The 24,081-nt window shown below is 66.3% G+C and carries 25 protein-coding genes; 14 read left to right on the top strand and 11 right to left on the bottom strand.

Features of this window, described 5'->3' with window-relative positions; all coding sequences use genetic code 11:
- Positions 1 to 118: 118 nt before the first annotated feature.
- Positions 119 to 592, top strand: a complete 474-nt coding sequence (locus Q0P60_RS12860; RefSeq protein WP_294993845.1) for a hypothetical protein — start codon at positions 119 to 121, stop codon at positions 590 to 592.
- 1,540 nt (positions 593 to 2,132) lie between these two features.
- Here Q0P60_RS12860 and Q0P60_RS12855 read toward each other — a convergent pair.
- From Q0P60_RS12855 to Q0P60_RS12840, 4 genes are all read right to left on the bottom strand, one after another.
- Positions 2,133 to 2,558, bottom strand: coding sequence for an energy transducer TonB (locus Q0P60_RS12855; protein ID WP_294993842.1), 426 nt, complete (start codon positions 2,556 to 2,558; stop codon positions 2,133 to 2,135).
- 91 nt (positions 2,559 to 2,649) lie between these two features.
- Positions 2,650 to 2,859: a hypothetical protein gene (locus Q0P60_RS12850; RefSeq protein WP_294993839.1), complete on the bottom strand. Its 210-nt coding sequence runs from the start codon at positions 2,857 to 2,859 to the stop codon at positions 2,650 to 2,652.
- A gap of 91 nt (positions 2,860 to 2,950) precedes the next feature.
- The gene (locus tag Q0P60_RS12845) at positions 2,951 to 4,276 is read right to left on the bottom strand and encodes an XVIPCD domain-containing protein (protein ID WP_294993836.1); all 1,326 of its coding nucleotides are present in this window, start codon (positions 4,274 to 4,276) and stop codon (positions 2,951 to 2,953) included.
- A gap of 21 nt (positions 4,277 to 4,297) precedes the next feature.
- Positions 4,298 to 5,167 (bottom strand): hypothetical protein, encoded by an 870-nt coding sequence (locus Q0P60_RS12840; protein WP_294993833.1) that lies wholly within the window; start codon positions 5,165 to 5,167, stop codon positions 4,298 to 4,300.
- Positions 5,168 to 5,667: 500 nt separating this feature from the next.
- On the opposite strand from Q0P60_RS12840, the gene Q0P60_RS12835 reads away from it, so the two are divergent.
- From Q0P60_RS12835 to Q0P60_RS12820, 4 genes are all read left to right on the top strand, one after another.
- The gene (locus Q0P60_RS12835) at positions 5,668 to 6,594 is read left to right on the top strand and encodes an XVIPCD domain-containing protein (protein ID WP_294993830.1); all 927 of its coding nucleotides are present in this window, start codon (positions 5,668 to 5,670) and stop codon (positions 6,592 to 6,594) included.
- 165 nt (positions 6,595 to 6,759) lie between these two features.
- A complete protein-coding gene (locus tag Q0P60_RS12830; protein ID WP_294993827.1) occupies positions 6,760 to 7,905 on the top strand; it encodes a YncE family protein in 1,146 nt (381 codons plus the stop codon).
- A gap of 162 nt (positions 7,906 to 8,067) precedes the next feature.
- Positions 8,068 to 8,703, top strand: a complete 636-nt coding sequence (locus Q0P60_RS12825; protein ID WP_294993824.1) for a hypothetical protein — start codon at positions 8,068 to 8,070, stop codon at positions 8,701 to 8,703.
- A 9-nt stretch (positions 8,704 to 8,712) separates the two neighbouring features.
- Positions 8,713 to 9,657: an XVIPCD domain-containing protein gene (locus Q0P60_RS12820; protein ID WP_294993821.1), complete on the top strand. Its 945-nt coding sequence runs from the start codon at positions 8,713 to 8,715 to the stop codon at positions 9,655 to 9,657.
- 75 nt (positions 9,658 to 9,732) lie between these two features.
- Here Q0P60_RS12820 and Q0P60_RS12815 read toward each other — a convergent pair whose 3' ends face one another.
- Complete coding sequence (locus Q0P60_RS12815; RefSeq protein ID WP_294993819.1) at positions 9,733 to 10,215, bottom strand: DUF4440 domain-containing protein; 483 nt, start codon at positions 10,213 to 10,215, stop codon at positions 9,733 to 9,735.
- A 220-nt stretch (positions 10,216 to 10,435) separates the two neighbouring features.
- Between Q0P60_RS12815 and Q0P60_RS12810 the strand changes: the two genes are divergently transcribed.
- The 4 genes from Q0P60_RS12810 to Q0P60_RS12795 all read left to right on the top strand — a co-directional run bounded on the left by Q0P60_RS12810 (position 10,436) and on the right by Q0P60_RS12795 (position 13,398).
- Positions 10,436 to 11,248, top strand: coding sequence for an alpha/beta hydrolase (locus Q0P60_RS12810; RefSeq protein WP_294993818.1), 813 nt, complete (start codon positions 10,436 to 10,438; stop codon positions 11,246 to 11,248).
- 9 nt (positions 11,249 to 11,257) lie between these two features.
- A complete protein-coding gene (locus Q0P60_RS12805) occupies positions 11,258 to 11,431 on the top strand; it encodes a hypothetical protein (RefSeq protein WP_294993815.1) in 174 nt (57 codons plus the stop codon).
- Positions 11,432 to 11,658: 227 nt separating this feature from the next.
- Positions 11,659 to 12,318, top strand: a complete 660-nt coding sequence (locus tag Q0P60_RS12800) for a hypothetical protein (protein ID WP_294993812.1) — start codon at positions 11,659 to 11,661, stop codon at positions 12,316 to 12,318.
- Positions 12,319 to 12,429: 111 nt separating this feature from the next.
- Positions 12,430 to 13,398, top strand: coding sequence for a polysaccharide deacetylase family protein (locus tag Q0P60_RS12795; protein WP_294993808.1), 969 nt, complete (start codon positions 12,430 to 12,432; stop codon positions 13,396 to 13,398).
- 3 nt (positions 13,399 to 13,401) lie between these two features.
- Here Q0P60_RS12795 and Q0P60_RS12790 read toward each other — a convergent pair whose 3' ends face one another.
- Together Q0P60_RS12790 and Q0P60_RS12785 are read right to left on the bottom strand one after the other, a co-directional pair.
- Entirely contained in the window at positions 13,402 to 14,244 is an 843-nt protein-coding gene (locus tag Q0P60_RS12790) for an MnmC family methyltransferase (RefSeq protein WP_294993805.1), read from the bottom strand.
- Positions 14,245 to 14,319: 75 nt separating this feature from the next.
- Positions 14,320 to 14,736 (bottom strand): hypothetical protein, encoded by a 417-nt coding sequence (locus tag Q0P60_RS12785; RefSeq protein ID WP_294993802.1) that lies wholly within the window; start codon positions 14,734 to 14,736, stop codon positions 14,320 to 14,322.
- A 90-nt stretch (positions 14,737 to 14,826) separates the two neighbouring features.
- On the opposite strand from Q0P60_RS12785, the gene Q0P60_RS12780 reads away from it, so the two are divergent.
- Positions 14,827 to 15,111, top strand: coding sequence for a hypothetical protein (locus Q0P60_RS12780; protein WP_294993799.1), 285 nt, complete (start codon positions 14,827 to 14,829; stop codon positions 15,109 to 15,111).
- Positions 15,112 to 15,222: 111 nt separating this feature from the next.
- On the opposite strand, the gene dmeF is transcribed toward Q0P60_RS12780, so the two are convergent.
- Positions 15,223 to 16,197 carry a CDF family Co(II)/Ni(II) efflux transporter DmeF gene (gene dmeF / locus Q0P60_RS12775; protein WP_294993797.1) on the bottom strand — a complete coding sequence of 325 codons (975 nt, stop codon included), beginning with the start codon at positions 16,195 to 16,197 and terminating at the stop codon, positions 15,223 to 15,225.
- 50 nt (positions 16,198 to 16,247) lie between these two features.
- Here dmeF and Q0P60_RS12770 point away from each other — a divergent pair, with 50 nt between their 5' ends.
- Positions 16,248 to 16,532 (top strand): metal-sensing transcriptional repressor, encoded by a 285-nt coding sequence (locus tag Q0P60_RS12770; RefSeq protein WP_294993790.1) that lies wholly within the window; start codon positions 16,248 to 16,250, stop codon positions 16,530 to 16,532.
- Between the two features lie 118 nt (positions 16,533 to 16,650).
- Here Q0P60_RS12770 and Q0P60_RS12765 read toward each other — a convergent pair whose 3' ends face one another.
- The gene (locus tag Q0P60_RS12765) at positions 16,651 to 17,025 is read right to left on the bottom strand and encodes a MerC family mercury resistance protein (protein WP_294993788.1); all 375 of its coding nucleotides are present in this window, start codon (positions 17,023 to 17,025) and stop codon (positions 16,651 to 16,653) included.
- Positions 17,026 to 17,093: 68 nt separating this feature from the next.
- On the opposite strand from Q0P60_RS12765, the gene Q0P60_RS12760 reads away from it, so the two are divergent.
- A complete protein-coding gene (locus tag Q0P60_RS12760) occupies positions 17,094 to 18,419 on the top strand; it encodes a GTP-binding protein (RefSeq protein WP_294993786.1) in 1,326 nt (441 codons plus the stop codon).
- 213 nt (positions 18,420 to 18,632) lie between these two features.
- Here Q0P60_RS12760 and Q0P60_RS12755 read toward each other — a convergent pair whose 3' ends face one another.
- Positions 18,633 to 20,240 (bottom strand): ATP-binding cassette domain-containing protein, encoded by a 1,608-nt coding sequence (locus tag Q0P60_RS12755; protein WP_294993783.1) that lies wholly within the window; start codon positions 20,238 to 20,240, stop codon positions 18,633 to 18,635.
- A 259-nt stretch (positions 20,241 to 20,499) separates the two neighbouring features.
- A complete protein-coding gene (locus tag Q0P60_RS12750) occupies positions 20,500 to 21,399 on the bottom strand; it encodes a LysR family transcriptional regulator (protein ID WP_294993781.1) in 900 nt (299 codons plus the stop codon).
- Between the two features lie 226 nt (positions 21,400 to 21,625).
- Between Q0P60_RS12750 and Q0P60_RS12745 the strand changes: the two genes are divergently transcribed.
- Together Q0P60_RS12745 and Q0P60_RS12740 are read left to right on the top strand one after the other, a co-directional pair.
- A complete protein-coding gene (locus Q0P60_RS12745; protein ID WP_294993778.1) occupies positions 21,626 to 22,804 on the top strand; it encodes a serine hydrolase domain-containing protein in 1,179 nt (392 codons plus the stop codon).
- Complete coding sequence (locus Q0P60_RS12740; RefSeq protein ID WP_294993775.1) at positions 22,801 to 23,985, top strand: MFS transporter; 1,185 nt, start codon at positions 22,801 to 22,803, stop codon at positions 23,983 to 23,985. The genes Q0P60_RS12745 and Q0P60_RS12740 overlap by 4 nt, the downstream gene beginning before the upstream one ends.
- Positions 23,986 to 24,081: the final 96 nt, after the last annotated feature.

The following is a 24,081-nucleotide window of genomic DNA, read 5'->3' as shown; positions in this document are numbered from 1 at the left end:
GTTGACTGTTGATCTATAACCACCTTTGTCGGAATATTCGTCCCCTCTTCTTGGTCAGATCCAAATTATGACATTCAATGCGAGAAGAGTTCTTAGCGACTGCAGAGTGGCTCGCTCAATGCTGGAGTCCGAAGCTGATCTTCAGAGATGGCGCGTAATTTGGGCAAGCGCAATCGCGCTGATTCGGGCGGTAGGGCATGTTCTTGAGAAAGTGGATGCCAAGAATCCTAAGCTCAAGCCTTTGATAAAGTGTTCATACGCCCGCTGGAAGCGTGATCCTGAGCATGAAATTTTTCGCGAGTTTATAGAGCGTGAAAGAAATAATTTGCTTAAGGAGTATGAGAGTAACGTTCATCCCTTGGAGCAGGTGCCGGTTTTTGTGAGTCTCACTTTGACCTCCGTGGAAGGCTCTGTTCAGCAAGCCTACGTCGATACCTTTGATATCGGCGAAAACATCTATCGTCCGCTTCTCTCCGGACCATGGGAGGGCGATGACTGCAGGGACGTGCTGGACGAAGCTATTGAGTGGTGGGGACGTGAGCTGGATTCTTTAGATGTTGATATCAATAAAATTGATGGTACTGAATTTTAGAGCTTTATAAAAATATGGCCATAAAGTTCTATATTTGATCGGTATTTGATATCATTGGGGCTAATTGTCACCTGGCTGCCATGGGTGCCTTAACTTATTTGGAATCTTAGCGAGGTAATGGCTACGGGGCGGTTCGCGTCGATGTCCGTTCTTACTTAATATTCAATCAATGAGTATTTATACAAGACTCACCTCCCCAATAACAGCGCCATCAGTTGGCAGAGATTTCGCCCTCTTTGGGCGGCTGGGAATTCGCTTGGCGCCCGTATTCTTGGGTGAATTCCGAAGGGTTTTCCATGCTGATGCATTGTGGGGGCACTCCTCGTTATAGAAACGCCGCCACGCTTCGATTTTTCTCCTTCCTGCGGCAGTCGGCCTTTGAAGCCTTCGGAAGAAATTCAGCTCCACACCGTTCTCATCGGCCCAGCGGCCCGTGACCTTGCCGACAATCTCGCTGCCGCTACCCACGTTGGGTGCGTCCGGCCTGCCGCGTCGAGCGACCAGCCGCGCCACTGCTTCGGTCACATCGTCTGCTGCCAAGGACTGATCCCCCAACGATCTTCAGGCACTCGTGGGTGAACTGATCCAGAATCGGTAGCAACCGGAAACGACGTCCAGCGAACAGGGTGTTGCTGACAAAGTCCTTGCCCCACAGAGTAGTGGGTGCAGTGGCCATCTCGATTGTTTGCCGCCGACGGCAGTTCCGGCCGCGGCGTGGCGGGCAATGCCGTAAAGACGGGCCGCCTTGCTTTGTAGATGCGATGCACGCGCTTGTGATTGCCTCGCCAGCCTTCCTGGCGCAGCATCAGCAGCACGGGCTCACAGCCGCAGTGAATCCGCGTCTGAGCAATCGTGCCTCGGGCGGCGGATAGCACTACTGACACGCACCTTGGGCGCGCAGGGAAGCGCCCAAGGCGACATCGACATGACCCATAGCGCACGCTGCTCACTGCTATCAAATCGCTCCTGCAGGCGTCCCATCCAGGCACGCTCCAGGACAGGTCTCAGAGCACTTTTTGACCAGCTCCTGCAGCATTACCTAGTTCAGACTCAGGTCGGCCGCCAACTCCTTGAGCTTGCGATTTTCCTCCTCCGGCAATCGCAGCCGCTTGAGCTCGGACGGCCCCAGCCCGCCGTATTTCTTGCGCCACGCTTAGAACGTTACCTACGCACTATCCATCTTGCGATACACCTCGCCGACCACCATCCCCAGTTGGACCTGCCTGAGCACGTAGACAATCTGCTCTCCAAGACCGGGACTCCTTCATCACCTGGTTCCTCGTGATCCACGGGGCCATGCGGGGCGAAGCCTCTACTTTATGCTTGCCCGATTCTTCGGGGGGGCATGCCAAATGCCAAAAAATCAAAGGAGTGATGATTGCCAGTCCTGATGCTCTCGGCATTGCCGCACACGGTGTTAAGCCAGCAAGCGATAGCGCCACAACACTCTTGAAGGGCTGGCGCTAGTGACTTCAAGCGCGGCAGCACCCGCAGTCGGCGCAATGGCTGCGGGACAACTACGACAGATTGGATTGGCGGTTCAGCCGGGCGGCGCCTTGGCCGTGGGCACGAACGTCATACGGACCCGAACCCGCGCAGGCCGCGCGACGCCCCCCACCACGACCGGTTCAAAGCGCCACTGGTCCACCGCGGCAAGGGCTGTACGATCAATCTCCCGCATTCCGCTGGACCGCGCCACCCCCACGTTGGAAACCTGGCCCAGCTCATCCAGCTGAGCAACCAACAGCACCCCCATGGGAGCCTGCAGGAAGGTATCGGGCGATAGGGCAGCGGCCGTTGAATACACGACAGCAGGTGCTTGCAGCAGGGTGAAGGTGGGGTTGTCACCGCGCTCTACGAACACTTCAGTGGAGACTTGCGGGTCTGTTGCCATGGCCATGGCAGGTGTAGCGCTCAGCAGCATCAGAACTAGGTTCAGTGCCAGGGCGGTGTTCAAACGGGGCATGCGTGGTTTCCATTCCGGTGCGCTGCCAGCATAGCGGTCATCCCTTGGTATCGCTTACCTTGAATGGCGGTGAGCCGGACGGCCGCACGGTTCACACAGGCACGCCGGGCCGTGGCCACAGCGCATCGTCGCGTCCCAGGTCGTAGTCATTGCCGAACGCCAGCGCCGCCTCACGCGGCGGCAAGTCTGCGTAGCAGCCCAGCAGGTACTCATCCATGCCGGCATCGCTGTGGTCGATGGCGAACAGGTGAAGGAGCTCCTTGTCGAAGGCTTCCAGCCATCCGGCGTCGATCTTGGTCATGGTCATCCTCTCGAAGCAGGCGAGGATGACCTGGGCAGGTCTCAGGGGCTGCGATCTCTGACCCCGAGGGAGGCCGCCTCAATCTGGGCGGTCAGCCCATGCGCATGGCCTGGCTCTGCTGCTCCTGAACACGTGCATCCAGGGCCTGCTGTTCATTCTGACGGGCGAGCTCGCGCTGATTGCCAACCACGGCCAGTTGCTGCAGTGACTCAGACACCGGCGTTTGCGCGGCCACCGCGGTGGGCATTCCTACACGCAGGTGGGCGGGGTCAGACAGGTCGCCTTGCACAACAAAGGTGGTGTGACCTGCCGGCTGATTGGCCGCGGCGCTGCTCAGCACCACATGGTCCACCTGTTCCAGACCCTGCTCGCGGGCCTTCACTGTCAAGCTCGCTGCGAGGTTCTCGCTGATCGCGTCGAAGGGGCGGCCGTGCTTCTCGTCCAGTGCAGCGACGCCCTGGCGAATCTGCTGGTGAAGCGCGTAGTCCGGGCTGCCTGGCGCCATCGCCGCGATTCGGCGTCCTTCCGTAAAGAGACGCTCGGGCTCCTGCGTAGACACCACGCGCGGGCTCTTTGCGATCTCTCTGTAGGGATCTTCAGGATGAAACTGCTTAGCCTTGGCCTCGCGCTCCAGGCGAACCCCGCGGGTCTCGTTCAACGTGGAAATCTCGGCGGGATCGGTCTCTCTGGTTGTTCTGTCGAGCGGGGGAACGCCGACTGTGCGGCTCCAGCTGCCGTCCTTGGGGTCGTAGCTGTGATAGTCGAACAGGGTGCCAATCACATTGGGATTGACGGCATCGCGCTGCAGAAGCGCGAGACCCTCGAACTTGCTCAGCTCAACGAAGTAGAAATGTCCGGCGGGCTGCGGCATATCCAGGTGCACGCTGACTGCCGTCTTGCCGGCACGGAATGCGCCGGCAGCGCTGTTGTCCAGCATGTTCTGCCAGACCTTCTCGGCTGCCTGCTCGCCGCGTTTGTGCTCCGTGGCCACCAGCAGCAAGCGCGGCGTCCAGCAGTTTACATTGAGGTCGTTCTTTTCAAACGAAACATCGTGGGACTTGAGCGTGCTCGTGTAGGGCAGGTTGAGTGCCAGATCGGGCCTGCCGGCCTCCATCCAACTTCTGCGCTCCGCCAGGTCGTTCCTGATCAGATCTTGGCCGAAGGTTTCTTGCCTGCGCTCGGTGAACGCTACGCTCTTCTCATTGCCGAACAGCGTGGCCTGTTGCTCGGCAACGGCGGTTGCAAAGCTGTTGGCCACCCGGCCGGGAAGGCTGTCGTTGCGCACAACACCCAGCGCAAGGAGTCCGTAGCCATCATTGTCGGGAAGCTGCGCGAGATAGTTCCAATACAGCTCGCGATTTCCCTCCTTCGCGTAGGAGGACAGGACACGAATGTCCTTATCAGTAAGTCCGCTCATGGTTCATCCTTGAGATGCGGTTCACGGCTGAACGCGATATCGGCTCAGAAGTTCACGCACGCTGGTTTCCAGGCGCTGCCAGTCGCTCAGCATGACGCGTGCATAGTTCATCTCGATGGCGATGCTGTCGCCCACGTCCACGATGGAATGGCGGCACATTGCGATCTGGTCTTCGCCGGCGCGTTCAAGTGTCTTGCCCTGAATCGTGAGCCCGTCAGGAATGCGGTCTGCCGGGTCGCAGCTGATGAAGGTCGCCAGTTGGCCATCTGTGGTGCGCGCGACATACCAGTCTGGTTCCATCCCCGGGTTGTGCACGTAAGGCCTGCCCAGCGCAGCCTCTGAATCCTTCGCATAGGCTGCCATCAACGACGGGTCGATCGCATACGGCGTCAAACCCCAGCGTTCGGGTTGTGCAACGCGCAGCGCAAGGTTCTCTACCGGGTCCCTCCGCTCCAGCGATCCCGGCGCGCTGGTGGCTTCACTGCTGGACCGACGTTCCAGATAACTATGGATCGGGACGCGATCGATGTATCTAAGCTCGACCAGCACCTGACGCCGACTGACCTGCGTGGTACGCACAGGTCGATCACCTGGCGGTGCAGCGTCGAAATCCGGCCAGAGCACTGTAAGCATCACGCCGCCATCGGCGAGTGGGCCGGTCTGGTTGTAGTAGAGGTTGGCGGGGAACATGAAGCGATGCGGTCCCACTCGTGCCTCTACCGGCTCCGTTGTATAGGTATGTCCACCCACCGTTCGTGAGCTGGCTGCAGCTTCAGACATGTTGGTTCCGTTCGGGTCCTTTTCCGTGGATGGGGCCTTCGCGCAGGCGGTGGTGCTCAGCACGGCCACCAGGGCGAAGGAGGCAAGCCGGCAAGCCGGTGCTCTGCTCATGGGCGATTCCCTTGCATGATCGAATCGACTATAGAACGGTGGAATGGCAAGCTCCAGTCGCCGCCGGGACTTCGCTCACGCCCGCGTCCACTATTGCACGCGGGCGCACATGAAATCTGTTTATCTGCATGCAGATCGGCCAGTAACGGCTCGATACCCGATTCGATCGAAGTTGCATCGCCATGCGCGCCAGATGCGACATCGCGCGACAACGGTCCAGACGATGCAGCCAGGTAGTGACGGTCGGAAATGAGCTCAAAGCCCCTGGGGTTGTAGTGCCCATCAGCGCGTCCAATGCAGTGTTGAATCCACTATACGGGCGCAGTGCCAATGCGCTCCACCCTCGGCATCCCGCTCGCCCCGCCGACTGTTCGCTGGTTCACATATTCAGCAAGCTGCTGCCAGCCAGCCCGTGTTGCATGCCCGGCCTCCACCTGCCCCCCATCCCACCTATGCCATCATCCAGCCAGGACCGCAGCACCGATCAAGGCTGAACAGGCATGGAGCAAGCAACACGCTACACCGCAACGCTGTACCTGGCCGCCCCCGGCACTGCGTTGAAGAGCGGGGGCATCTCGCCGCACGGCCATATGTACCTGCAGGTAGCGGCCGGCGACGAGGCCCACAGCTACGGCTTCGCTCCACCGCGCCACCCCACTGGCGAAGCAACCTCCGGCGTGCAGTGCGCACAGGTGCATCACGACGATGCCGACGAGCATCTGGACCCGTACTACAGCCGCACCCTGGAAATCACCGAGGAGCATTACGGCTGCCTGCGTGACTTCGCCGAGGAACCGGCCGAGTTCGAGTTCGATGTGGATCGCCCGGCCAGCATCAACCGGTGCAGCGATTTCGTCTGGGCGGCGCTGCACTACGCGGGCCTGCATCCGTTGCCGGCGCCGCTGGATGGCGGCAGCAACCTGGGCGAGTTCGCGGTGCTGTTCAACCTGCCGGAACTCCAGTGCATTGCCGCGCCGTTCCCGGGCAGCGTTCTGAATGCCGAAACCCATCACCCGATGCCCGAGCGCGAGGCCGAACAGCATCGCCAGGGCGATCCTGCCAGCGATGAGCCACCACCGACGCCGATCGAAGTGGCCGGTACGCTGCTGGACCCTTCGCATCCGGACCATCGCTTGTTCGCGCAGCTGATCCAGAAAGTGGCCGAGCTGGACGCGGCGCACGGGCGTCCGTTCGATGCGGCCAGCCAGCGCATCAGCGCCAGCCTGCTGGTGCTGGCCAAGCAGAACAATCTCTCGCGGGTGGACCATGTGCTGCTCAGCCGGCCGACCCGGAGCAGCCATGCGGCCGAGAGCATCTTCATCGTGCAGGGCGACCGCAACGATCCGGGACACCGCCGCGCCAGCATCGCCACCGAGGTGGCGGCCACGACCGATGTGGCCGATTCGCTGCGGCTGAAGGAGCAGTAATCCGCGCGTCCACCATACGCGCGCAGACGCACGCCACGCGCCCCACCTGCTACCATTCCCCCGCAACCCAGCCAGCCCACCCCGCGCAGACAGCGTTGGAGCGGGCCGTCGCAGTACGGCCCAGCGAGCCAGGACACCCTCCCGTGCCCTTTCAAGGATGCTCGCATGTTCCGTCATTCCGCTCTCCGCTCGGCCGCCCTGGCCCTTGCCGTCTCGCTCAGCCTTGGCGCGCCGTCCGCGTTCGCCGACAACGCCCCTGCCGCCAGTGCGGCCACCGCCGTGCAGCGCCAGGCCGTGGCCAAGGGCCTGTACGAGCTGGCCTTCAGCCCCACCCAGAACGCCGTGTTCGTCGCCTCGTCCGGTGGCTTCGGCGATGACGCCGGCCCGGCCCAGGTGCTGCGCCTGAATCCGACCACGCTGGCGGTGGAAGCGCGCATTCCGCTGGAGCGCAAGGCGTTCGGCGTGGTGCTGGATGACGCCCACAACCGCCTGTACGTGGGCAACACCGTCGATCTGTCGGTGACCGTGGTCGACACCGCGCAGAACAAGGCCGTCGGCACCGTACAGCTGATGGAGAAGAAGACCGGCAAGGACGGCAAGGCCGCCTACACCCACGACCTGCGTGAGCTGGTGGTCGACAGCGCGGCCAACCGCCTGTACGTGACCGGCCACAGCAGCCAGCCGGATGTGAGCAGCGTGTTGTTCGTGGTTGATACCACCACGCTGAAGGTGATCAACACCATTCCGGGCCTGGGCAACGCCAAGGCACCGGGCCTGGCGCTGGATGCGGCCAACAAGCGCGTGTACACCAGCAACCTGCTGGCCGACCTGGTGGTGGTCGGCACCGATTCGAACAAGGTGGTGGCGCAGCACAAGATCGCTGCCGAGCAGCCGATGAACATCGCGCTGGACCCGGCCGGCAAGCGCCTGTTCGTGACCGACCAGGGTTCGGAATTCCTGCGTGGCTACCAGGCCAAGAGCAGCGGCCTGGTCAGCAAGCACCCGGGCCAGCGCGTGCTGGTGCTCGACCGCAGCAACGGCAAGGAGCTGGCCAGCATCCCGACCGATGCCGGCCCGCTGGGTCTTCTGCTGGATGCGCCGCGCAAGCGCCTGTACGTGACCAACCGCGAAGCCGGTACGGTGACCGCGTACAACAGTGACAGCTACCAGAAGGTGGCCACCTACCCGGTGCCGACCCATCCGAACAGCCTGGCACTGGATGCGAAGAACAACGTGCTGTTCGTGAGCATCAAGAACGGCGAGAAGGATGCGAAGGACGCCGAGGAAAGCGTGGCACGCATCCAGCTGTAAGTTCGCACTATCGCTGGAAACGAAGGGGCAGGGCGGCATGCGCTGCCCCTTCTCATTTCCGCCTGGATGGCTGCATCAGGCGATGGGCAGCCGACCGTGATCACACGGCGGTACGCGAGCGTGATGTAGATTGCGGCCAGATGCTCTGGACGAGGTACAGGGATGACCCTTCGCAATAGCCTGTTGATCGGCGCAGCCGCTGCGGGCCTGGCGTTGCTGGCGGCCTGCCAGCCGGCTGAACCCCCCGCGCCGCCGGCGCGTGCTTCCTCATCCAAGGAGAACGTCGTGCCGATCATCCGGCCGTTCCCGCTGGCTGCCATGAATGAACCGCAGGTGGTCGAGTTCGAACTGGCGCCGCCCGGGCCGAATGCCTCGTCCTCGCTGTCGATCGGCATTCGGGTAAGGGCCGCCGATGACGCGCAGGTCGCAGGGATCGCCGAGCGCGTTGTGCGCGAGGGTGGGCCGGCGGAGATTTCGCTTGAACGCATCGAGTCCTCCGGCAGCCAGCCGGTGCCGCTGACGCGCCGCGAGTTCAAGGGCTTCGAGCCGTCCGAAATGGTGGCTGTCGACGCGGAAGGGCGCGTGCCCGGCGCAGTGCCCGACAGCGCCGATGAGACCTCGCTGGTGGACGCTGGCCTGGCCGAGAAGGACGGGCACTATCGCACCCTGACCTTCGCCTGGGCCGAGCAGATCACGCCCGGGCGCTACCGGCTGCACATCCGCCTGCTGGCCCCCGGCTCCGGCCTGGAAACCCTTCCCGCTGAACTGCAGTTGGCCTATACACACCGCGCCAAGTAGGAGTACGTCATGGATGATCGCTACCTCGTTTCCATTTATGTTGCCGCCCCCGGAACGCCGCTGCGTGCGGGTGGAACGTCGATGGCCGGGCATGTGTATTACACGGTCTCCGATGGCAGGACCAGCCACAGCCTTGGGTTCGCGCCGGAGGAACATGGCGCGCGCAGTGGGCCGGGCCGGGTCTTCACCAATGACGCGGATCAGTACCAGAAGCCGATCTATCGGCGCGACATGGAAATCTCCAAGGCGCAGTACGACAAGCTGCTGGAGTTCGGCAACGCGCCTGCCCGGCATGGCTTCGAGATGAACTACAACGGCGCCAGCAACAGCTGCATCGATTTCACCTGGGGCGCGCTGAACCATGCCGGCCTGCACCGGCAGAACATCCTGCGCATGGAGCAGAAGGGCTTCGAGGGCCACATCAAGCCGCTGGACAACATCGATGCCATCCGCAGCATCCACGCGCCGTTTCCGCACAGCGAGCTGAACAGGGAGGTGCGCAACCCGATGCCGGACCGCACCTTGATGCAGCGCCTGATCAGCGAGCAGCAGCTCCCGCCGAAGGATCGGGAACTGCTGGAGTCGATCCGCAGCAAGGTGGCCGAGCTCGACCAGCAACATGGCCGCAGCCATGACGACGCGAGCGAGCGGATGGCTGCCAGCCTGTTCGCGCTGGCCAAGGAAAGCGGCATCGAGCGGGTGGACCATGTTGTGCTGAGCCAGCCCACGGCGGGTGCCGGCGCAGGGCAGCGGATCTTCCTGGTCGAGGGCGACCCGATGGATCCGGCGCACACGCGCGCATCGATGGACACCGCGATCGCCGCGCAGGAACCCGTGGAGCACTCGCTCGCGCGGGTGGAACAGCGGGAGCACACGCAGCAGGCCCAGGTGCTTGCCGCGATGCAGGAGCCTGAGCAGGCCGTGCAGGCGCCGAGCATCATGCGTCCGGGCTGAGGACACACCTCACGTGCGGCGCAGGCCTCCGTGCTGCCTGCGCCTGCCGCTCGATCGTCTGCTGCATGGATGGCGCTACGGCGTCGCCGGTCGGTGGTCGTAGCTGATCACCCGCTCGGCCAACCAGCGTCCATCAACGCGGCGCCAGACGTGGATGAAGCGGGCCTGGCCAGTCCAGCGCTCGACACCCTTCGCATCGCGCTCATGGAAGCGATGGTCGCCGATCTCCAGCGCGCGGTCGTCGTGCAACGGAAAGACCTGCAATGTGCCGTCCATCCGTTCCCGGCGCAGATGCGTGTGGTTGGCACGATTGCTTTCGCACAGTACCGCAACGCTGCGGCGGAAGTCATCACGACTGCTGGCGGACTTGCCGGCCTTGTCATGGAAGAACTCCAGGTCTTCGGTGGTCATGGCGGCCGCCTTGTCGGCGTCGCAGTCATCGAATGCGGCCGCGAACAGCTGCGTGTCGGCCTGGCGGATCTGTTGGTCGAGGGTTTCGGCGGTGACGGGCGTGGCGGCGAGGCCGGCGGCCAGCAGGGGCAGGATGAGCAGCAGCATGGCGAAGCTCCAGGGTGGATCCACGCAGGCTGGCATGGCGGCCGGATGGGTGCAGCCGGCCTGCGACGAAACCGGCTTTGCGTGGAGTGAAGGGCGGCATTGCCGGGCCGGCGCGGCGGGCGGGCCCGTGCAGGCCATGTCATGGCGCGCGCCGATTCCATCACGGTCGCCACAGGGCACGCCGCCTAGCCTGACATCCTCCCCTTCCACTGGAGCTCCCATGCCCGCTTCCCGCATCCGCCTGCACGTAGAAGACACCGGCGGCGACGGTCGCCCGGTCATCCTGATCCACGGCTGGCCGCTGTCTGCCGATGCCTGGAAGCCGCAGGCGGCGATCCTGCGCGATGCCCAGTACCGGGTGATCCGCTACGACCGGCGCGGCTTCGGCCGCTCCGACAAGCCGGCCGAGGGCTATGACTACGACACGCTGGCCGCCGATCTGGCCGGGTTGATCGAGGAACGCGACCTGCACGACGTGACCCTGGTCGGCTTCTCGATGGGCGGTGGCGAGGTGGCCCGCTATGTTGCCAACCATGGGCAGGACCGGCTGCACAGCGTGGTGTTCGCTGCGGCAGTGCCGCCGTACCTGCTGCGCAGCGACGACAATCCCGAAGGACCGCTGACCCGCGACAAGGCCGATGAGATGCGCCGTGGCCTGGAGAAGGATCGTGAAGCCTTCTTCGATGGCTTCACCCGTGATTTCTTCAGTGCCCATGGCAAGCTGATGGTGACCGAGGATGAGCGCCAGGCGGCGATCGCGCTGTGCCATCAATCCGACCAGACCGCGGCGCTGGGCTGCATGCAGGCCTTCGCAACCACCGATTTCCGCGATGACCTGAAGAAGATCAGCGTGCCGACCCTGATCCTGCACGGCGACAGCGACGCCATCGTGCCGTTCGAAGGCTCGGGACAGCGCACGCATGCTGCCATTGCGGGCAGTGAGGTGGTGATCCTGGAAGGCGCGCCGCATGGCTGCAACACCAGCCACGCCGACCACTTCAACCTGGCGCTGCTGAACTTCCTGAAGCGGTAAGCTGCCACGATGCGCGAGCCGAAGACACCGCCGTGGAAGAAGCCCCACCCCAAGGGCCAGACGTCGCACCCGTTGTCGCCCACCCAGAAGGCGGCAGCGCGGCAACGGGCAGAGGAGAACGGGCGGCGCTACCCGAACCTGGTGGACAACATGTGGGCGGCGAAGCTGCCGCGTGGGTCGTGACAGCATCGACGCCTACCCATCTGTAGAGCCGAGCCCATGTTCGGCTGACGCGCGCACCGCGTGATTTCCGTGGGCGAAGAAGACCGCAGCCCTGCAACATGCAGCCGAGCATCGGCTCGGCTCTACATGAACCCGGACTGCAAGATGCTCGACCGATGTCGCATCCGCCTGCCGACAACGCTGCGCCGGCTTGGTTAGGATGGTTCTTCGTCGTCATGGATGAGCTGATGGTCTCTGCTGCTTCCCGCTTCTGCCGTATCTGTGGTCCTGGTCCGATGCTGCTGGTGTTGCAGGTGGTCGCACTGCTGGCGGTGGCGCTGGCCGCCGGCTTCTTCCACTACCGCGTTGGACTGCTGCTGGAGCCGGTGGACGAAGCCTGCGGCGGTCCCGATCCTGCCGCGCGTTTGCAGGTGGCCGAGCAGCTGATGGCACGTTCCACCGCACTCGCCGCGTGGCAACCGCTGCAGTGGATTCCGATGGCAGGGGTGGTGCTGGCCCTGTTGGGGGCGATGTCGATCAGCGTCTATCGGCTTGGTCGCGTGTCCATTGCGCTGCGGCGTGCCAACTGGGGCTTGATGGCCGTGCATGGCGCCATCCTGGTGCTGGCGATCCGGGCATTGCATCTGTATGACCTGGCCTGGATCAGCGTGGCCAAGCTGTCTCCAACGGCGTGCCTGGTGGAACTGGGCGAGCAGGGGCGGCTGCCCTTGGCGCAGGCGCAGCAGGTGGTGTTCAGCATCCTCACCCGCGAACAGGCTTCGCTGCTGCGCAATCCCGATGATCTCGCAGCGGTGCTGGCCGTCCTGCTGCTGGTGGCGATGGTGGCCGGGTTCATGCTGTGGCGCGCGATCGTGCGCGAGCGTCGGGAAGCGCCGCCCGGCGTGTAGCGGGTGTGGCGGCAGCGGTGCCGCCACACGACTTACCCAATGAAGCTCCTCGCGGCAGCGGTGCCGGCAATCGCGCTACAGTCCACGCATCGCCCCTGCAAGGAAAAGCTGATGCGTTGGTTGCTGCGTGCCCTGCCGTTGTTGTTGTGTTCGTTGGCGGTGCAGGCCGCCGAGGTGGATCGCCGGATCGCGGTGACCATCGACGACCTGCCATGGGCGAGAGTGGATGAGATCGTGCCGCCCGACCTGCAGGCACGTCATCTGGCGCTGATGGCCCAGCTGCGCGAGGCGGGCGTGCCAGTGGTCGGCTTCGTCAACGGCAACAAGCTTGAAGTGGACGGGCAGGTGCAACCGGCGCGGGTGCAGATGCTGCGCGACTGGCTCGATGCCGGTCTTGAGCTGGGCAACCATACGTACTCGCACATGGATCTGAATGCCAAGGGCATGGCCGCCTTCCAGCAGGATTTCCTGCAGGGCGAGACGGTGCTACGGCCGCTGCTGGCCGAGCGGGGGCAGGCTCCGCAGTGGATGCGCCATCCTTACCTGCGCGCCGGCCGCACGCCGGAAGAGCGTGCGCAGATGGAGACATTCTTCAAGGCGCACGGCTACCGGGTGGCACCGGTAACGGTCGACAACGGCGAGTGGGTGTGGGCGTTCGCCTATGCCAACGTGATGAACGAACAGGCCGATTCTCCGGCGCGTGAGGCCACGCTGGCGCAGCTGCGCAAGGGCTATGTGCCGTACATGCTGAACAAGCTGGACTACTACGAGAAGCAGTCGCAGGGATTGCTCGGCTACGCGCTGCCACAGGTGTGGCTGATGCACGCCAACGAGCTCAACGCGGCCACCTTCGCCGAACTGGTGGCGGCGACCCGGCGCCGCGGCTATCGCTTCATTTCGCTGCAAGAGGCGATGCGCGACCCGGCCTATGCGCGCGGCGCGGAAGGCTACAACGGCCGCTACGGCCCGAGCTGGCTGCACCGCTGGGCGATGGCGGAGAACAAGCCGAAGGACTTCTACGCCGGTGAGCCGGAAGTGCCGGCCTGGGTGCTGACGCTGGCGAAGGTCAAATCGGAATGACGTTCAGCGCTTGACGGCCAGCACGCCGTCAAGCGCCAGTTCGGCCTTGAAGCCGGCCTTCTCCAGGCGCTTGGCGACTTCGCGCGGCACGTCGCGGCCGCTGGTCAGCTTGTTCGGCGCACCGGTGTAATGGAACAGGCGGCCGCCCTTGCGGATGACGCGCGACAGGTGGTCGTAGAACACCTGCGAATACAGTTCGCCGGCGATGCCGAAGCGCGGCGGGTCATGCAGGATCGCATCGACGCTGTTGCTGGCCACCTGTTCGATCTGCTGCGAGACGTCGCCGTGGCTGAACTGCAGGCGGCCACCGGCGGCGGCCGAGTCCGGATCGGGCGACCACGGATTGAGCGTGCGCAGCCACATCACATCGGCGTTCTTCTCGAACGAGCGGATCTGGCCGACACCGGCCTCGAGCGCGCAGGCCGCGAAGTAACCCAGGCCGCCACAGGTGTCGAGGATGATCTTGCCGGCGGGCGCAACCAGCTCGACCTTGCGGCGCGCGTCCTCGAACGGCGACAGTCGGGAGGTCGGCAGCATCTTGATGCCGTCGATCTCGAAGGTTGGCGCACCCCACTCGGTGGGCACCAGCTTGATCAGGGCGCCGCTGTAGCGCGAGATCGGTGCGAATTCCTCGCCGTCCCAGTAGTACAGCGTGCGGTCCTTCAGCTTGCCCGGCCACGGGTAGGCCTGGCCGCGGTACTGGAAGCCAGTGGCGTCCAGCGCCACCGGCTGCTGGCTGCGGCCCAGGTCGAGCGAGCCCTGCCAGTCGGTGGCGCCCTTGTCATGGGCACGGCGCAGGGTATCGGCGCTGTCGCGGGTCAGCAGGGGGCCGGTGTAGTGGGGCACGGCGGGTACCGGGGCGGTTCGGGGGAGGGCATGGTACCGCAGCTGCTGCAGCGCCGAGCCGGCGCCGCGGGGCGCTCAGCTGCACTTCACCGCATACACCGGTCCGGCGCCGATCAGCATCAGCGCCATGTAGTCGCTGTCACTGGCCTTGCCCTTCAAGGTCGCGCCCTTGTTGAAGTGGAAAATGCCGAAGCCGCCGGCCATGCGGATCAGCGCACTGTCGATCTGTTCGGCGTCGTCGCGGAAGTAGCGGCTGATTTCGCTGCGGGTGGCCTTGTGCAGGGCATTCGGTTCGCGCTGCCACTGGTCGCCACGGCTGAACGAGACATAGTACTGGCCGCCCTCTTTTTCGACGCGGAAATCGGCCGGCTTGCGTGCGCTGGTGGCGAAGCAGCCCTGCAATGGATCGGCAGAGAACGGAAGGCCGGCATCACCGCTACAGGCGGTAAGCAGCAGAAGGGCACCGGGCAGCAGCAGGCGGAGCGTGCGCATGGGATGTCCCGACGGGGCAGGTGCGGCTAGTGTAGGCAGCACGCGGGCGCGGCCCGTACAGAAATTCGGCAAGAGCAAAGGGGTTTTCGGATGGCGCAGGGCAAGGCTCCGTGGTGCGGCGTGGCCAGTTGGCTGGGAATGGGCGTGGGCTGGGGCGCGGGTAGCCTGGCCGCGCAGGCGGCGGTGGCGGCTGGTGGCAATGGCATGGCCGCGGGCCTGGGGGTAGGCGTGCTGGGCGCGGCGCTGGTGGGCGGCGGCCTGGCGGTGGCCTCGCGCGTGCGCGGTGAGCGCTGGCCGTGGATCGGCATCGGCGGCGCCGTGCTGAGTGCACTGCCGCTGCTGATGTACCTGCTGCGGATGATGTTGAAGCTCTAGCGGTAGTGCCGGCCGCTGGCCGGCAATGGCAGAGAAGGCCGGCCAGCGGCCGGCACTACCGTTGCGTTCCCATGTGGTTGCCGGCCAGCGGCTGCCACGAGCCGATGCGGGTTATTGGCTGCGGTGGATCTCCACGGTCACGTGCACCAGTTCTTCGTGGATCGCCAGCGCCTGCCGCACGCTATCGGCATCCAGCGTGGCGTCGCTGGTGACCACGCTGGCGCTGACCGCATACTTGCCGCGGCCGACCTGCCAGACGTGCAGGTCGGCCAGGCGTGCCGGCCACCGGCCCTGTTCGATCACCTCGCGCACTTCGGCCACCACCGGGGCATCCATCTGTGCGTCGAGCAGGATGCGGCCACTGTCGCGCAGCAGGCCGACCGCCCACACCGTCACCAGCACGGCACCGACCAGGCCCATCACCGGGTCCAGCCAGGTCAGGCCCAGCAGTTTGCCGCCGAGCAGGGCGACGATGGCCAGCACCGAGGTGGCAGCGTCGGCGAGTACGTGCACATAGGCCGAACGCAGATTGAGGTCATGTGTGTGCGCATGGCCGTGGTGGTGATCGTGACCGTGACCGTGGCCGTGCTGGGCATGGTCGTGTCCATGGGCATGATGCGCGTGGCCGGGACTGTCGTGCAGCCACCAGGCGCACAGCAGGTTCACGCCCAGGCCGACCACTGCGATCGCAATGGCTTCGGTGTAGTGGATGGGAGCGGGCAGCCACAGCCGCTGCAGCGATTGCACGGCCATCAGGGCGGCGACCCCCAGCAGGGCGATGGCGCTGGTGTAGCCAGCGAGGATCTCGATCTTCCAGGTACCGAAGGCGAAGCGCGGATCCTGCGCGTAGCGCCGCGCACAGCGGTAGGCGAACACCGAAAGGCCCAGTGCCAGCGCGTGCGAGCTCATGTGCCAACCGTCGGCGAGGACGGCCATCGAGTTGAACCACCAGCCGCCGATGATCTCCACCAGCATCATGCTGACGGTGAGCCACATGGCGCGGCGGGTGTTGCGTTCGGCCAGCGGATTGCCGTCGTCGAAGCGGTGTTCGTGGCGGCGGGCGGCAGCAAGGGCGTCCAGGTGCATGGGCAGTCATGGGGTGGAGTAGATACCCCCATAGGGTATATGATCCGGCCATGGCCCATGTACACAGAAATCGAAAGCAGCTGCTGACCCGGGTGCGCCGTATCGGCGGCCAGGTGGCGGCATTGGAGCAGGCGCTGGACACGCCCGAGGGCGAGGCCGGTGACTGCGCCGGGGTACTGGTGCAGGTCGCCGCCGTGCGTGGTGCGGCCCACAGCCTGCTGATGGAACTTCTGCACGAGCATCTGCAGGAGCACGTGGTCGGCGCCGAGGACCCGCAGCAGCGGGCGGCCGAAGCCGAGGTGCTGGTGGAGCTGCTGCGCCGCTACGGCAAATAGCGGGGTCCTGCCGGCCAGCGGCCGGCATCTGCGGGTTGCATGGGGCGTTTGTGAGATTGCCGGCCAGCGGCCGGCACTACAGGCGTGTTTCCGCGCATTTGCCGGCCAGCGGCCGGCACTACCCCGCGTGCCGGTGTCGCGCGTTCCAGAGATGGGTTGCCGCCAGCAGCAGGCTGCCGGCAACGGTCATGCGGGTTTCCCAGGCATGCGAGGGCAGCGCCAGCGCACCGGCCAGCAGCAGTGCAAGGCCGGCACCGGCACTGGCCCAGGCCAGCATCGGCAGCGGCTGGCGGCGTTCGGCCCGCCACAGCGCATAGCCGGTCAGCGGCAGGGCAATGGACACGAACAGCAGGTGCACCCATTCCGCTTCGGCCCAGGCGCCGAACAGCGGCAGCGCCGCCGCGAGCAGGGGCAGCGCCAGGCAATGCAGCAGGCACAGGCTGGACAGCGCGACCGCGCCGGCATCGAGCAGGGCGGCAGACGGTGACTTCATCGGGGAGGTTCCTTGCATAACATATGTTATAAAGTAACATTTCCGTTCCGCAGCCAACCCGCTCCGACATGAACACTGTTTCCCGCGCCGACCGTCGCCTTCCGGTCACCGTGCTGTCCGGCTTCCTTGGCGCCGGCAAGACCACCCTGCTCAACCAGATCCTGCGCAACCGCAAAGGCCTGCGCGTGGCGGTCATCGTCAACGACATGAGCGAGGTCAACATCGATGCGCAGCTGCTGCGCGAGGGTGGGGCCGAACTGCGTCGTACCGAAGAGACGCTGGTGGAGTTCAGCAACGGCTGCATCTGCTGCACGTTGCGCGACGACCTGCTGCAGGAAGTGCGGCGCCTGGCCGACGCCGGCCGCTATGACTACCTGCTGATCGAATCGACCGGAATCGGCGAACCCATGCCGGTGGCAGCCACCTTCGCGGTGCGCGATGAGCAGGGCTTCAGCCTGAGCGATATCGCGCGCCTGGACACGATGGTGACGGTGGTCGATGGCAGCGCCTTCCTTGCAGATTTCGGCTCGACCCTGCGCCTGGCCGAGCGTGGCCAGCAGGCCGGCCCGGAGGATGATCGTGGTGTGGTGGACCTGCTGTGCGAGCAGGTGGAGTTTGCCGACGTGATCGTGGTCAGCAAGGTTGACCAGGTGGATGACGAAGTGCTGCAGGACACGCTGGCGGTGCTGCGCGGGCTCAACCGCGACGCGAAGCTGTTGCTGTCCAGCTTCGGTGATGTGCCGCTGGCCGAGCTGCTGGATACCGGTCGTTTCGACTTCGAGCGTGCGCAGCGTGCGCCCGGTTGGGTGAAGGAGCTGCGTGGCGAACACACGCCGGAAACCGAGGAATATGGCATCGGCAGCTTCGTCTACCGTTCACGGCGTCCGTTCCACCCCGCGCGCTTCGCACGCGCGCTGCAGTCGGGCATGCCTGGCGTGATCCGCAGCAAGGGCTGGTTCTGGCTGGCCAACCGCATGGACTGGGTTGGCGAGCTGAACAGCGTGGGCGCGGCTACCCGTACGCAGGCGGCGGGGTTCTGGTACGCCGCGCGCGAGCGCGTGCGCGCCGGCCTGGAGGACACCACGCCGCTGCTGCCGCCCACGCCACTGCCCTACAGCGACCTGGGCTGGGCGCGGCAGCAGGCCGACTGCTGGAGCGCGCCCTTGCCGGGCCTGGAGGAGTTCCCGGACTCGGCCGCACACGCGGCGATGCAGCGTCTGTGGCATCCGCTATGGGGCGATCGTCGCCAGGAGCTGGTGGTGATCGGTGTGCACATGGATGAGCGCGCGGTGCGTGCGGAGCTGGACGCGTGCCTGCTCAACGATCATGAGCTGCGCGCAGGACCGCTGCTGTGGCAGCAGCTGCCGCAGGCCTTCCCGGTGTGGAAGCGCTGAGCGGCGTTCACCGGTGGAGCCGGGCTCACGCCCGGCTGTGCCGTCATCGCATCCATGCATGGCGTGGATCTACTGCGAACCCGCCCCGCAGAACCGCCCCGCCGAAGACCCACGCCACGCGCAGATGCAGGTAGATCCACGCCTCGCGCGAATTGCAGGTAGATCCACGCCACGCGTGGATGCAGCCCCACCGAAGCCGAGCATCGCCCGGCTCTACAGTTCATCCCGCCACTGCCAACCTTCGGCGCTGACCTGCAGCACCAGCGTCGGCCGCAGCGCCTGCAGCAGGTGCCGGTCATGGCTGACCATCAGCAGGGCTCCCGGCCACGCCGCCAGCAGCTGCTCCAGCGCCTGTAATGCACCCAGGTCCAGCGCGTTGCCGGGCTCGTCCAGCAACAGCAGCTGGGGCGCCGGCTCGGCATACAGCACGCTGGCCAGCGCTCCTTTCACCCGTTCGCCATCACTGAGGCTGGCGGCCGGCCGCTGGATGCGCTGGGCATCCAGCCCGAGCAGGGCCAGCCGCGTGCGCAGTTCGCCGGGATCGGCGGCCGCGTTGGCCGCCTGCACGGTGTCGAGGATGCTGCGCTCTCCGGCCAACCCCAGCAGCTGCTGGTCGAGCAGGGCCACGGGCGCGTGGCGCTGCACCGTGCCGCAGCGCGCGGCCAGCTGACCGGCCAATACGCGCAGCAGGGTCGATTTGCCACTGCCATTGTCGCCGACCACCGCGATGCGTTGGCCGCGGCGGATCTCCATCTGCAGCGGGGCTGTGCAGCCCTGCGGCAGCACCAGATCCTCTGCCTGCAGCAAGCGTGCGCTGCCGCGCTCGGCATCACCGGCGAACAGCGCCAGCTCCGGCGCCACGTGCACCGCCGAGGCTGCGGCGCGCAGCTGCTCGGCACTGGCCTGCAGGCGCTCGGCCTGCACCTGCAGTGCGCGGCCGTGGCTGGCTTCGGCGCGCTGCTTCTGCCGGCCGAGCAGGATCGGTGCCTGGTTGGCCTGCTTCGCATCGCGGTTGCCACGTGCCTGCCGCTGCTGCTGGCGTTCGTGCTGTTCGCGCGCGCTGCGCTGCTGTTGCCGGTGCTGGGCGCGGGCATGGTCGAGCTGGGCGGCCGCCGCTTCGCGCTCGGCGGCGCGCGCATCGGCGTAGTGCTGCCATGGCCCGCCATAGCGATGCAGCCCGCGTGCATCCAGCTCGACGATCTGCTGCATGCGGGCCAGCAGATCGCGGTCATGGCTGATCGCGAGCAGGCCGCCGCGCCACTGCTGCAACTGCTGGTACAGGTGCTGGCGATGGCGTGCATCGAGGTGGTTGCTGGGTTCGTCCAGGATCAGCCAATCGGCGCCGCTGGCCCAGGCACCGGACAGCGCCACCTGCATCGCCTGGCCGCCGCTGAGGCGCGCGGCGGGCTGGGCCGGATCGAGATCATCCGGCAGTTCGAGCGCCTGCCATTGCTGTTGCAGGCGTTCGCGCAGGTCCCAGCGGTCACCGACGCAGGCGAAGTCGGCTTCGTCCACGCTGCCGGCCTCGATGCGTGCCAGCGCGTCCAGCACATCACCGACGCCGGCCAGTTGACCGACCGTTCCGGCCGGCGGATAGCCAGGTGTCGGCAACAGGAACACGCGACCGCTGCCGCGTACCTGGCCACTGTCGGGCAGCAGTTGCCCGGCCAGCAGGCGGGCGAGCACGCTCTTGCCGGCACCATTGGCACCGACCAGGCCGGTGGCGACCGGTTCGAAGGAAAAGCTCAGATCGGAAAACAGCGGGCGGCCGTCGGCCAATCGATACGACACGCGATCGAGCGTGAGGGAATGCGGAGTCATGCGACCTCCATGGATGCCGGGTTCTCCCCTGCGCGCAGGGGCGGGAAGAGTCAGGCCGTCTGTTGCGAAGACGGCGGCATCAATGGCGCATGGGTCGCGAGCCTCTGGGAGGAATGAGCGGGCAGTATACCGGGGCTGGCTGAATGGTCGGGTGTGGTGCGCCGGGTATCCGGTAGGTCGAGCATGGCTCGACTGTACAAAGGCATCCACGCATGGCGTGGATCTACTGCGGGCCGGGCATGGGGTGGAGTGATCGCGCCTAGGGCACGGTTTCCAGGCGCGCGCTGACGAAGTCGATGAACACCCGCAGCTTCGGCAGCACGTGGCGGCCCGATGGCCACAGCAGGTGGAAGATGCCGCAGGAATGCACGTGTTCGTCGAGCACGGTGACCAGGCGGCCGTCGGCCAGCGCATCACGTACAGAATGCACCGGTACGAAGGCCAGGCCGATATCGCGCAGCGCCAGCGCCACGCGTGCTTCGATGGTGTTGGCGACCATATGCACCGGCAGGTCCTGCGGGGTCTCGGGGTCGGGCCAGCGGATCGGCCACAGCTCCAGCTTGCCGGTGCTGGGGAACCGGTAGTGCAGCAGCGTGTGCTGCATCAGTTCGGCCGGCGTGCGTGGAATGCCGCGGCGTTGCAGGTAGGCCGGCGAGGCGACGATGCGGCGCGGGAACACGCCAAGGCGGCGGGCATTCATCCGCGAGTCGCTGGGCTCGCCCACGCGCAGCACGGCATCGAATCCTTCCTCGATGACATCGACCAGGCGATCGCTGAAGTCGAGATCCAGGCGGATGTCCGGGTAGGCGGCCATGAACTCGGCCATCAGCGGCAGGGTGAGGTCACCGACCAGTGGCAGGCCGATGCGCAGCGTGCCGCTGGGCGTGGCATGCGGCTGCGCCAGCTCGGTGCGCGCGGCGTCGCGCTCGTCGAGGATGCGCCGGCAGCGGGCGAGGAACAGCTGGCCCTCGGCGGTGAGGGTGATGCTGCGCGTGCTGCGATGGAACAGGCGCACGCCCAAGGCGTGCTCCAGCCGCGCAACGCACTTGCCGGCCGCCGAGGCCGAGATGCCCAGCAGGCGCCCGGTCTCGACAAAGCTGCGGGTGTCGGCAGCGTGCACGAAGGTCTGCAGGTTGGCGAGGTTGTCGAGGACGGACATGACGGTGCGGGTATTGAAGGCGGCAGGGTAGGCGCAGGGGGGCACGCGGAGGGTGCCGCCACCGCAACACTGTGGTTCGGCGCGGACCGTCCGGCGTTGCGGCCTTGCAGTTCCGGCCATCATGCCGATTGCGGACTGCACGGTCCATGATGCGCGGAGCGGCGACCGGCTTTTTGCCCTGCGGCGGGCTGCCTAACGTGGCGGCCTCTCCCCACGGATCACCGCGATGAATGCCGCCCTTTCCCTTGACCCCGCACCGACCCTGCCTTCGGTGCAGCAGCTGCTGCAGCGGGTCCATCCGCAGCGCCTGGTTGGCGCGGTCGTGCTGGTGCGCGAGCACGGCGCGCTGCGCCACGCCAGTGCTACCGGCCTGGCCGATCGCGAGTCGGCCACGCCGATGCAGCGTGACCAGCTGTTCCGGCTGGCTTCGGTCAGCAAGCCGCTGCTGACCACCGTGATCCTGCGCCTGGTGGCCGAGGGCGTGCTTGAGCTGGACGCGCCGGTGCAGCGTTGGCTGCCGGTGTTCCGCCCGGCATTGGCCGACGGCAGCACGCCGCCGATCAGCCTGCGCCAGCTGCTCAGCCACAGCAGCGGCCTCGGTTACCGCTTCCTGGAAGCCGATGCGGATGGCCCCTATGCGCGTGCCGGCGTCAGTGATGGCATGGATGCGAATCCGCTGACCCTGGCCGAGAACGTGCAACGCATCGCGCAGGCGCCGTTGCTGTTCGCACCGGGCAGCCAGTGGATGTACTCGCTGGGCGTGGACGTGGCCGGCGCAGTGGCCGAGGCGGCGACCGGTGAGACACTGCAGGCCTTGTTCGCGCGCCTGCTGGCGACGCCGCTGGGCCTGCGTGACACCGCCTTCGCCAGCGCCGAGCCGGCGCGGCTGGCCACGCCCTACGTGAGTGATCTGCCGCTGCCGCATCGCCTGCAGGAGGGCGAGGTTGTCGCGCCGTTCGAGGGCACCGTGGGCATCGACTACAGCCTCGCGCGTGCCACCAACGCCCGTCGTTTCGCCTCCGCCGGTGCGGGCCTGGTGGGCACCGCCGATGAGGTGATGGCGGTGCTGGAGGCGTTGCGCGACGTACGCGCCTCGGCGCTGTTGCCGGCGGCGCTGGTGGCAGAGATGGCGCGGGCGCAACTCGGCGAGCAGGGGCCGCCGGAACCGGCGGGCTGGGGTTTCGGCCTCGGCTTTGCAGTGCTGCGTGATGCCGCCGCCAGCGGCACGCCGCAGAGCGAAGGCAGCTGGCGTTGGGGCGGCGCCTACGGCCACAGCTGGTTTGTCGATCCAGCGCGCGGCCTCAGCGTGGTGGCGCTGACCAACACCCTGTACGAAGGCATGGATGGCGCTTTCGTCGATGAGCTGCGGGATGCGATCTATGCCGATCTGGGGGCTGCCCGATGAGCGGCCATGCCATCGATGCCGCCAGTCCGGCGGGCGAGGCGACACGCCTGCCCTGGGCGGGCCTGCTGGCCCTGGCCGGTGGCGGCTTCATCACCCTGCTGACCGAGACCCTGCCAGCCGGCGTACTGCGGCCGATGGGCGAGAGCCTCGCGGTGAGCGACGCGGCCGTGGGCCAGCTGGTCAGCGTGTACGCACTGGGATCGGTGATGGCGGCGCTGCCGATGACCGCACTGACCCAGCGCCTGCCGCGGCGGCCGCTGTTGCTGGCGGCGATCGCCGGCTTCGTGGTGGTCAACACGCTCACCGCAGTGAGCAGCAGCTATCCGTTGGTGCTGGCCGCGCGTTTCCTGGCCGGCGTGAGCGGCGGCCTGCTGTGGTCGCTGGTGGCTGGCTACGCGGCGCGCATGGTGGTGCCGTCGCTGCAGGGCAGGGCGATCGCCGTGGCGATGATCGGTTCGCCGCTGGCGCTGTCGCTGGGGGTTCCGGCCGGCACGCTGCTGGGCCAGCAGATCGGATGGCGCTGGGCGTTCGCGTTGATGAGCGTGCTCGGTGTCGCATTGCTGGCCTATGCGCGCTGGGCGTTGCCGGCGCTGCCGGCGGCGGCGGCCGGCCGGCGCACGTCGCTGCGCACGGTCTGGCGCATGCCCGGCGTACGCAGCACGCTGCTGGTGATGGTGCTGTACGTGCTGGCGCACAACGTGCTCTACACCTACATCGAACCCCTGGCGGTGGAAGCTGGCGCCGGTGCCTGGCTGGACCGCCTGCTGCTGGCTTTCGGCCTGTCCGCCATCGCCGGTATCGGCCTTGCCGGCTGGGGCGTGGACCGGCATCTGCGGCGGCTGGTCTGGGCGGCGGTGATCGGGTTCATCCTGCCGGTGCTGGCCCTGCTGCTGTGGCCGGGCCAGGCCACACCGCTGCTGCTGGCGACGGTGTTGTGGGGCGTGGCGTTCGGCTCGGTGGCGACCCTGTTCCAGACCGCGCTTGCCCGCCGTGCGGGGGCCGCTGCCGATCTGGCGCAGTCGATGCTGGTGACCGGCTGGAACCTGGCCATCGCCGCCGGCGGCGTAGCGGGCGGCGTGCTGCTGCAGGCCGCTGGACCCAGCCAGCTGGGATGGCTGCCCTTGCTGCTGCTGGCGGTGAGCGCGGCATGGCTGCTGGCGCGGCCGAAAGCCTGGGCGTAGGTGGGGTGCCGGCCAGCGGCCGGCACTACCGTTTTCGGGCAGGGTAGCCGCGCCAGGTGAGGTGGGGTGCCGGCCAGCGGCCGGCACTACCAGGGC

The sequence above is a fragment of the uncultured Stenotrophomonas sp. genome, from assembly GCF_945952405.1.
In the GTDB taxonomy this organism is placed as follows: domain Bacteria; phylum Pseudomonadota; class Gammaproteobacteria; order Xanthomonadales; family Xanthomonadaceae; genus Stenotrophomonas.
This window is presented reverse-complemented; position numbering and strand designations above follow the sequence as displayed.

What these genes read in the sequence shown, in the direction of transcription:
- Q0P60_RS12860 (WP_294993845.1), top strand. Translation starts at nt 119, where the DNA reads ATGCTGGAGTCCGAAGCTGATCTTCAGAGATGGCGCGTAATTTGGGCA.
- Q0P60_RS12855 (WP_294993842.1), bottom strand. Translation starts at nt 2,558, where the DNA reads ATGCCCCGTTTGAACACCGCCCTGGCACTGAACCTAGTTCTGATGCTG.
- Q0P60_RS12850 (WP_294993839.1), bottom strand. Translation starts at nt 2,859, where the DNA reads ATGACCAAGATCGACGCCGGATGGCTGGAAGCCTTCGACAAGGAGCTC.
- Q0P60_RS12845 (WP_294993836.1), bottom strand. Translation starts at nt 4,276, where the DNA reads ATGAGCGGACTTACTGATAAGGACATTCGTGTCCTGTCCTCCTACGCG.
- Q0P60_RS12840 (WP_294993833.1), bottom strand. Translation starts at nt 5,167, where the DNA reads ATGAGCAGAGCACCGGCTTGCCGGCTTGCCTCCTTCGCCCTGGTGGCC.
- Q0P60_RS12835 (WP_294993830.1), top strand. Translation starts at nt 5,668, where the DNA reads ATGGAGCAAGCAACACGCTACACCGCAACGCTGTACCTGGCCGCCCCC.
- Q0P60_RS12830 (WP_294993827.1), top strand. Translation starts at nt 6,760, where the DNA reads ATGTTCCGTCATTCCGCTCTCCGCTCGGCCGCCCTGGCCCTTGCCGTC.
- Q0P60_RS12825 (WP_294993824.1), top strand. Translation starts at nt 8,068, where the DNA reads ATGACCCTTCGCAATAGCCTGTTGATCGGCGCAGCCGCTGCGGGCCTG.
- Q0P60_RS12820 (WP_294993821.1), top strand. Translation starts at nt 8,713, where the DNA reads ATGGATGATCGCTACCTCGTTTCCATTTATGTTGCCGCCCCCGGAACG.
- Q0P60_RS12815 (WP_294993819.1), bottom strand. Translation starts at nt 10,215, where the DNA reads ATGCTGCTGCTCATCCTGCCCCTGCTGGCCGCCGGCCTCGCCGCCACG.
- Q0P60_RS12810 (WP_294993818.1), top strand. Translation starts at nt 10,436, where the DNA reads ATGCCCGCTTCCCGCATCCGCCTGCACGTAGAAGACACCGGCGGCGAC.
- Q0P60_RS12805 (WP_294993815.1), top strand. Translation starts at nt 11,258, where the DNA reads ATGCGCGAGCCGAAGACACCGCCGTGGAAGAAGCCCCACCCCAAGGGC.
- Q0P60_RS12800 (WP_294993812.1), top strand. Translation starts at nt 11,659, where the DNA reads ATGGTCTCTGCTGCTTCCCGCTTCTGCCGTATCTGTGGTCCTGGTCCG.
- Q0P60_RS12795 (WP_294993808.1), top strand. Translation starts at nt 12,430, where the DNA reads ATGCGTTGGTTGCTGCGTGCCCTGCCGTTGTTGTTGTGTTCGTTGGCG.
- Q0P60_RS12785 (WP_294993802.1), bottom strand. Translation starts at nt 14,736, where the DNA reads ATGCGCACGCTCCGCCTGCTGCTGCCCGGTGCCCTTCTGCTGCTTACC.
- Q0P60_RS12780 (WP_294993799.1), top strand. Translation starts at nt 14,827, where the DNA reads ATGGCGCAGGGCAAGGCTCCGTGGTGCGGCGTGGCCAGTTGGCTGGGA.
- dmeF (WP_294993797.1), bottom strand. Translation starts at nt 16,197, where the DNA reads ATGCACCTGGACGCCCTTGCTGCCGCCCGCCGCCACGAACACCGCTTC.
- Q0P60_RS12770 (WP_294993790.1), top strand. Translation starts at nt 16,248, where the DNA reads ATGGCCCATGTACACAGAAATCGAAAGCAGCTGCTGACCCGGGTGCGC.
- Q0P60_RS12765 (WP_294993788.1), bottom strand. Translation starts at nt 17,025, where the DNA reads ATGAAGTCACCGTCTGCCGCCCTGCTCGATGCCGGCGCGGTCGCGCTG.
- Q0P60_RS12760 (WP_294993786.1), top strand. Translation starts at nt 17,094, where the DNA reads ATGAACACTGTTTCCCGCGCCGACCGTCGCCTTCCGGTCACCGTGCTG.
- Q0P60_RS12755 (WP_294993783.1), bottom strand. Translation starts at nt 20,240, where the DNA reads ATGACTCCGCATTCCCTCACGCTCGATCGCGTGTCGTATCGATTGGCC.
- Q0P60_RS12750 (WP_294993781.1), bottom strand. Translation starts at nt 21,399, where the DNA reads ATGTCCGTCCTCGACAACCTCGCCAACCTGCAGACCTTCGTGCACGCT.
- Q0P60_RS12745 (WP_294993778.1), top strand. Translation starts at nt 21,626, where the DNA reads ATGAATGCCGCCCTTTCCCTTGACCCCGCACCGACCCTGCCTTCGGTG.
- Q0P60_RS12740 (WP_294993775.1), top strand. Translation starts at nt 22,801, where the DNA reads ATGAGCGGCCATGCCATCGATGCCGCCAGTCCGGCGGGCGAGGCGACA.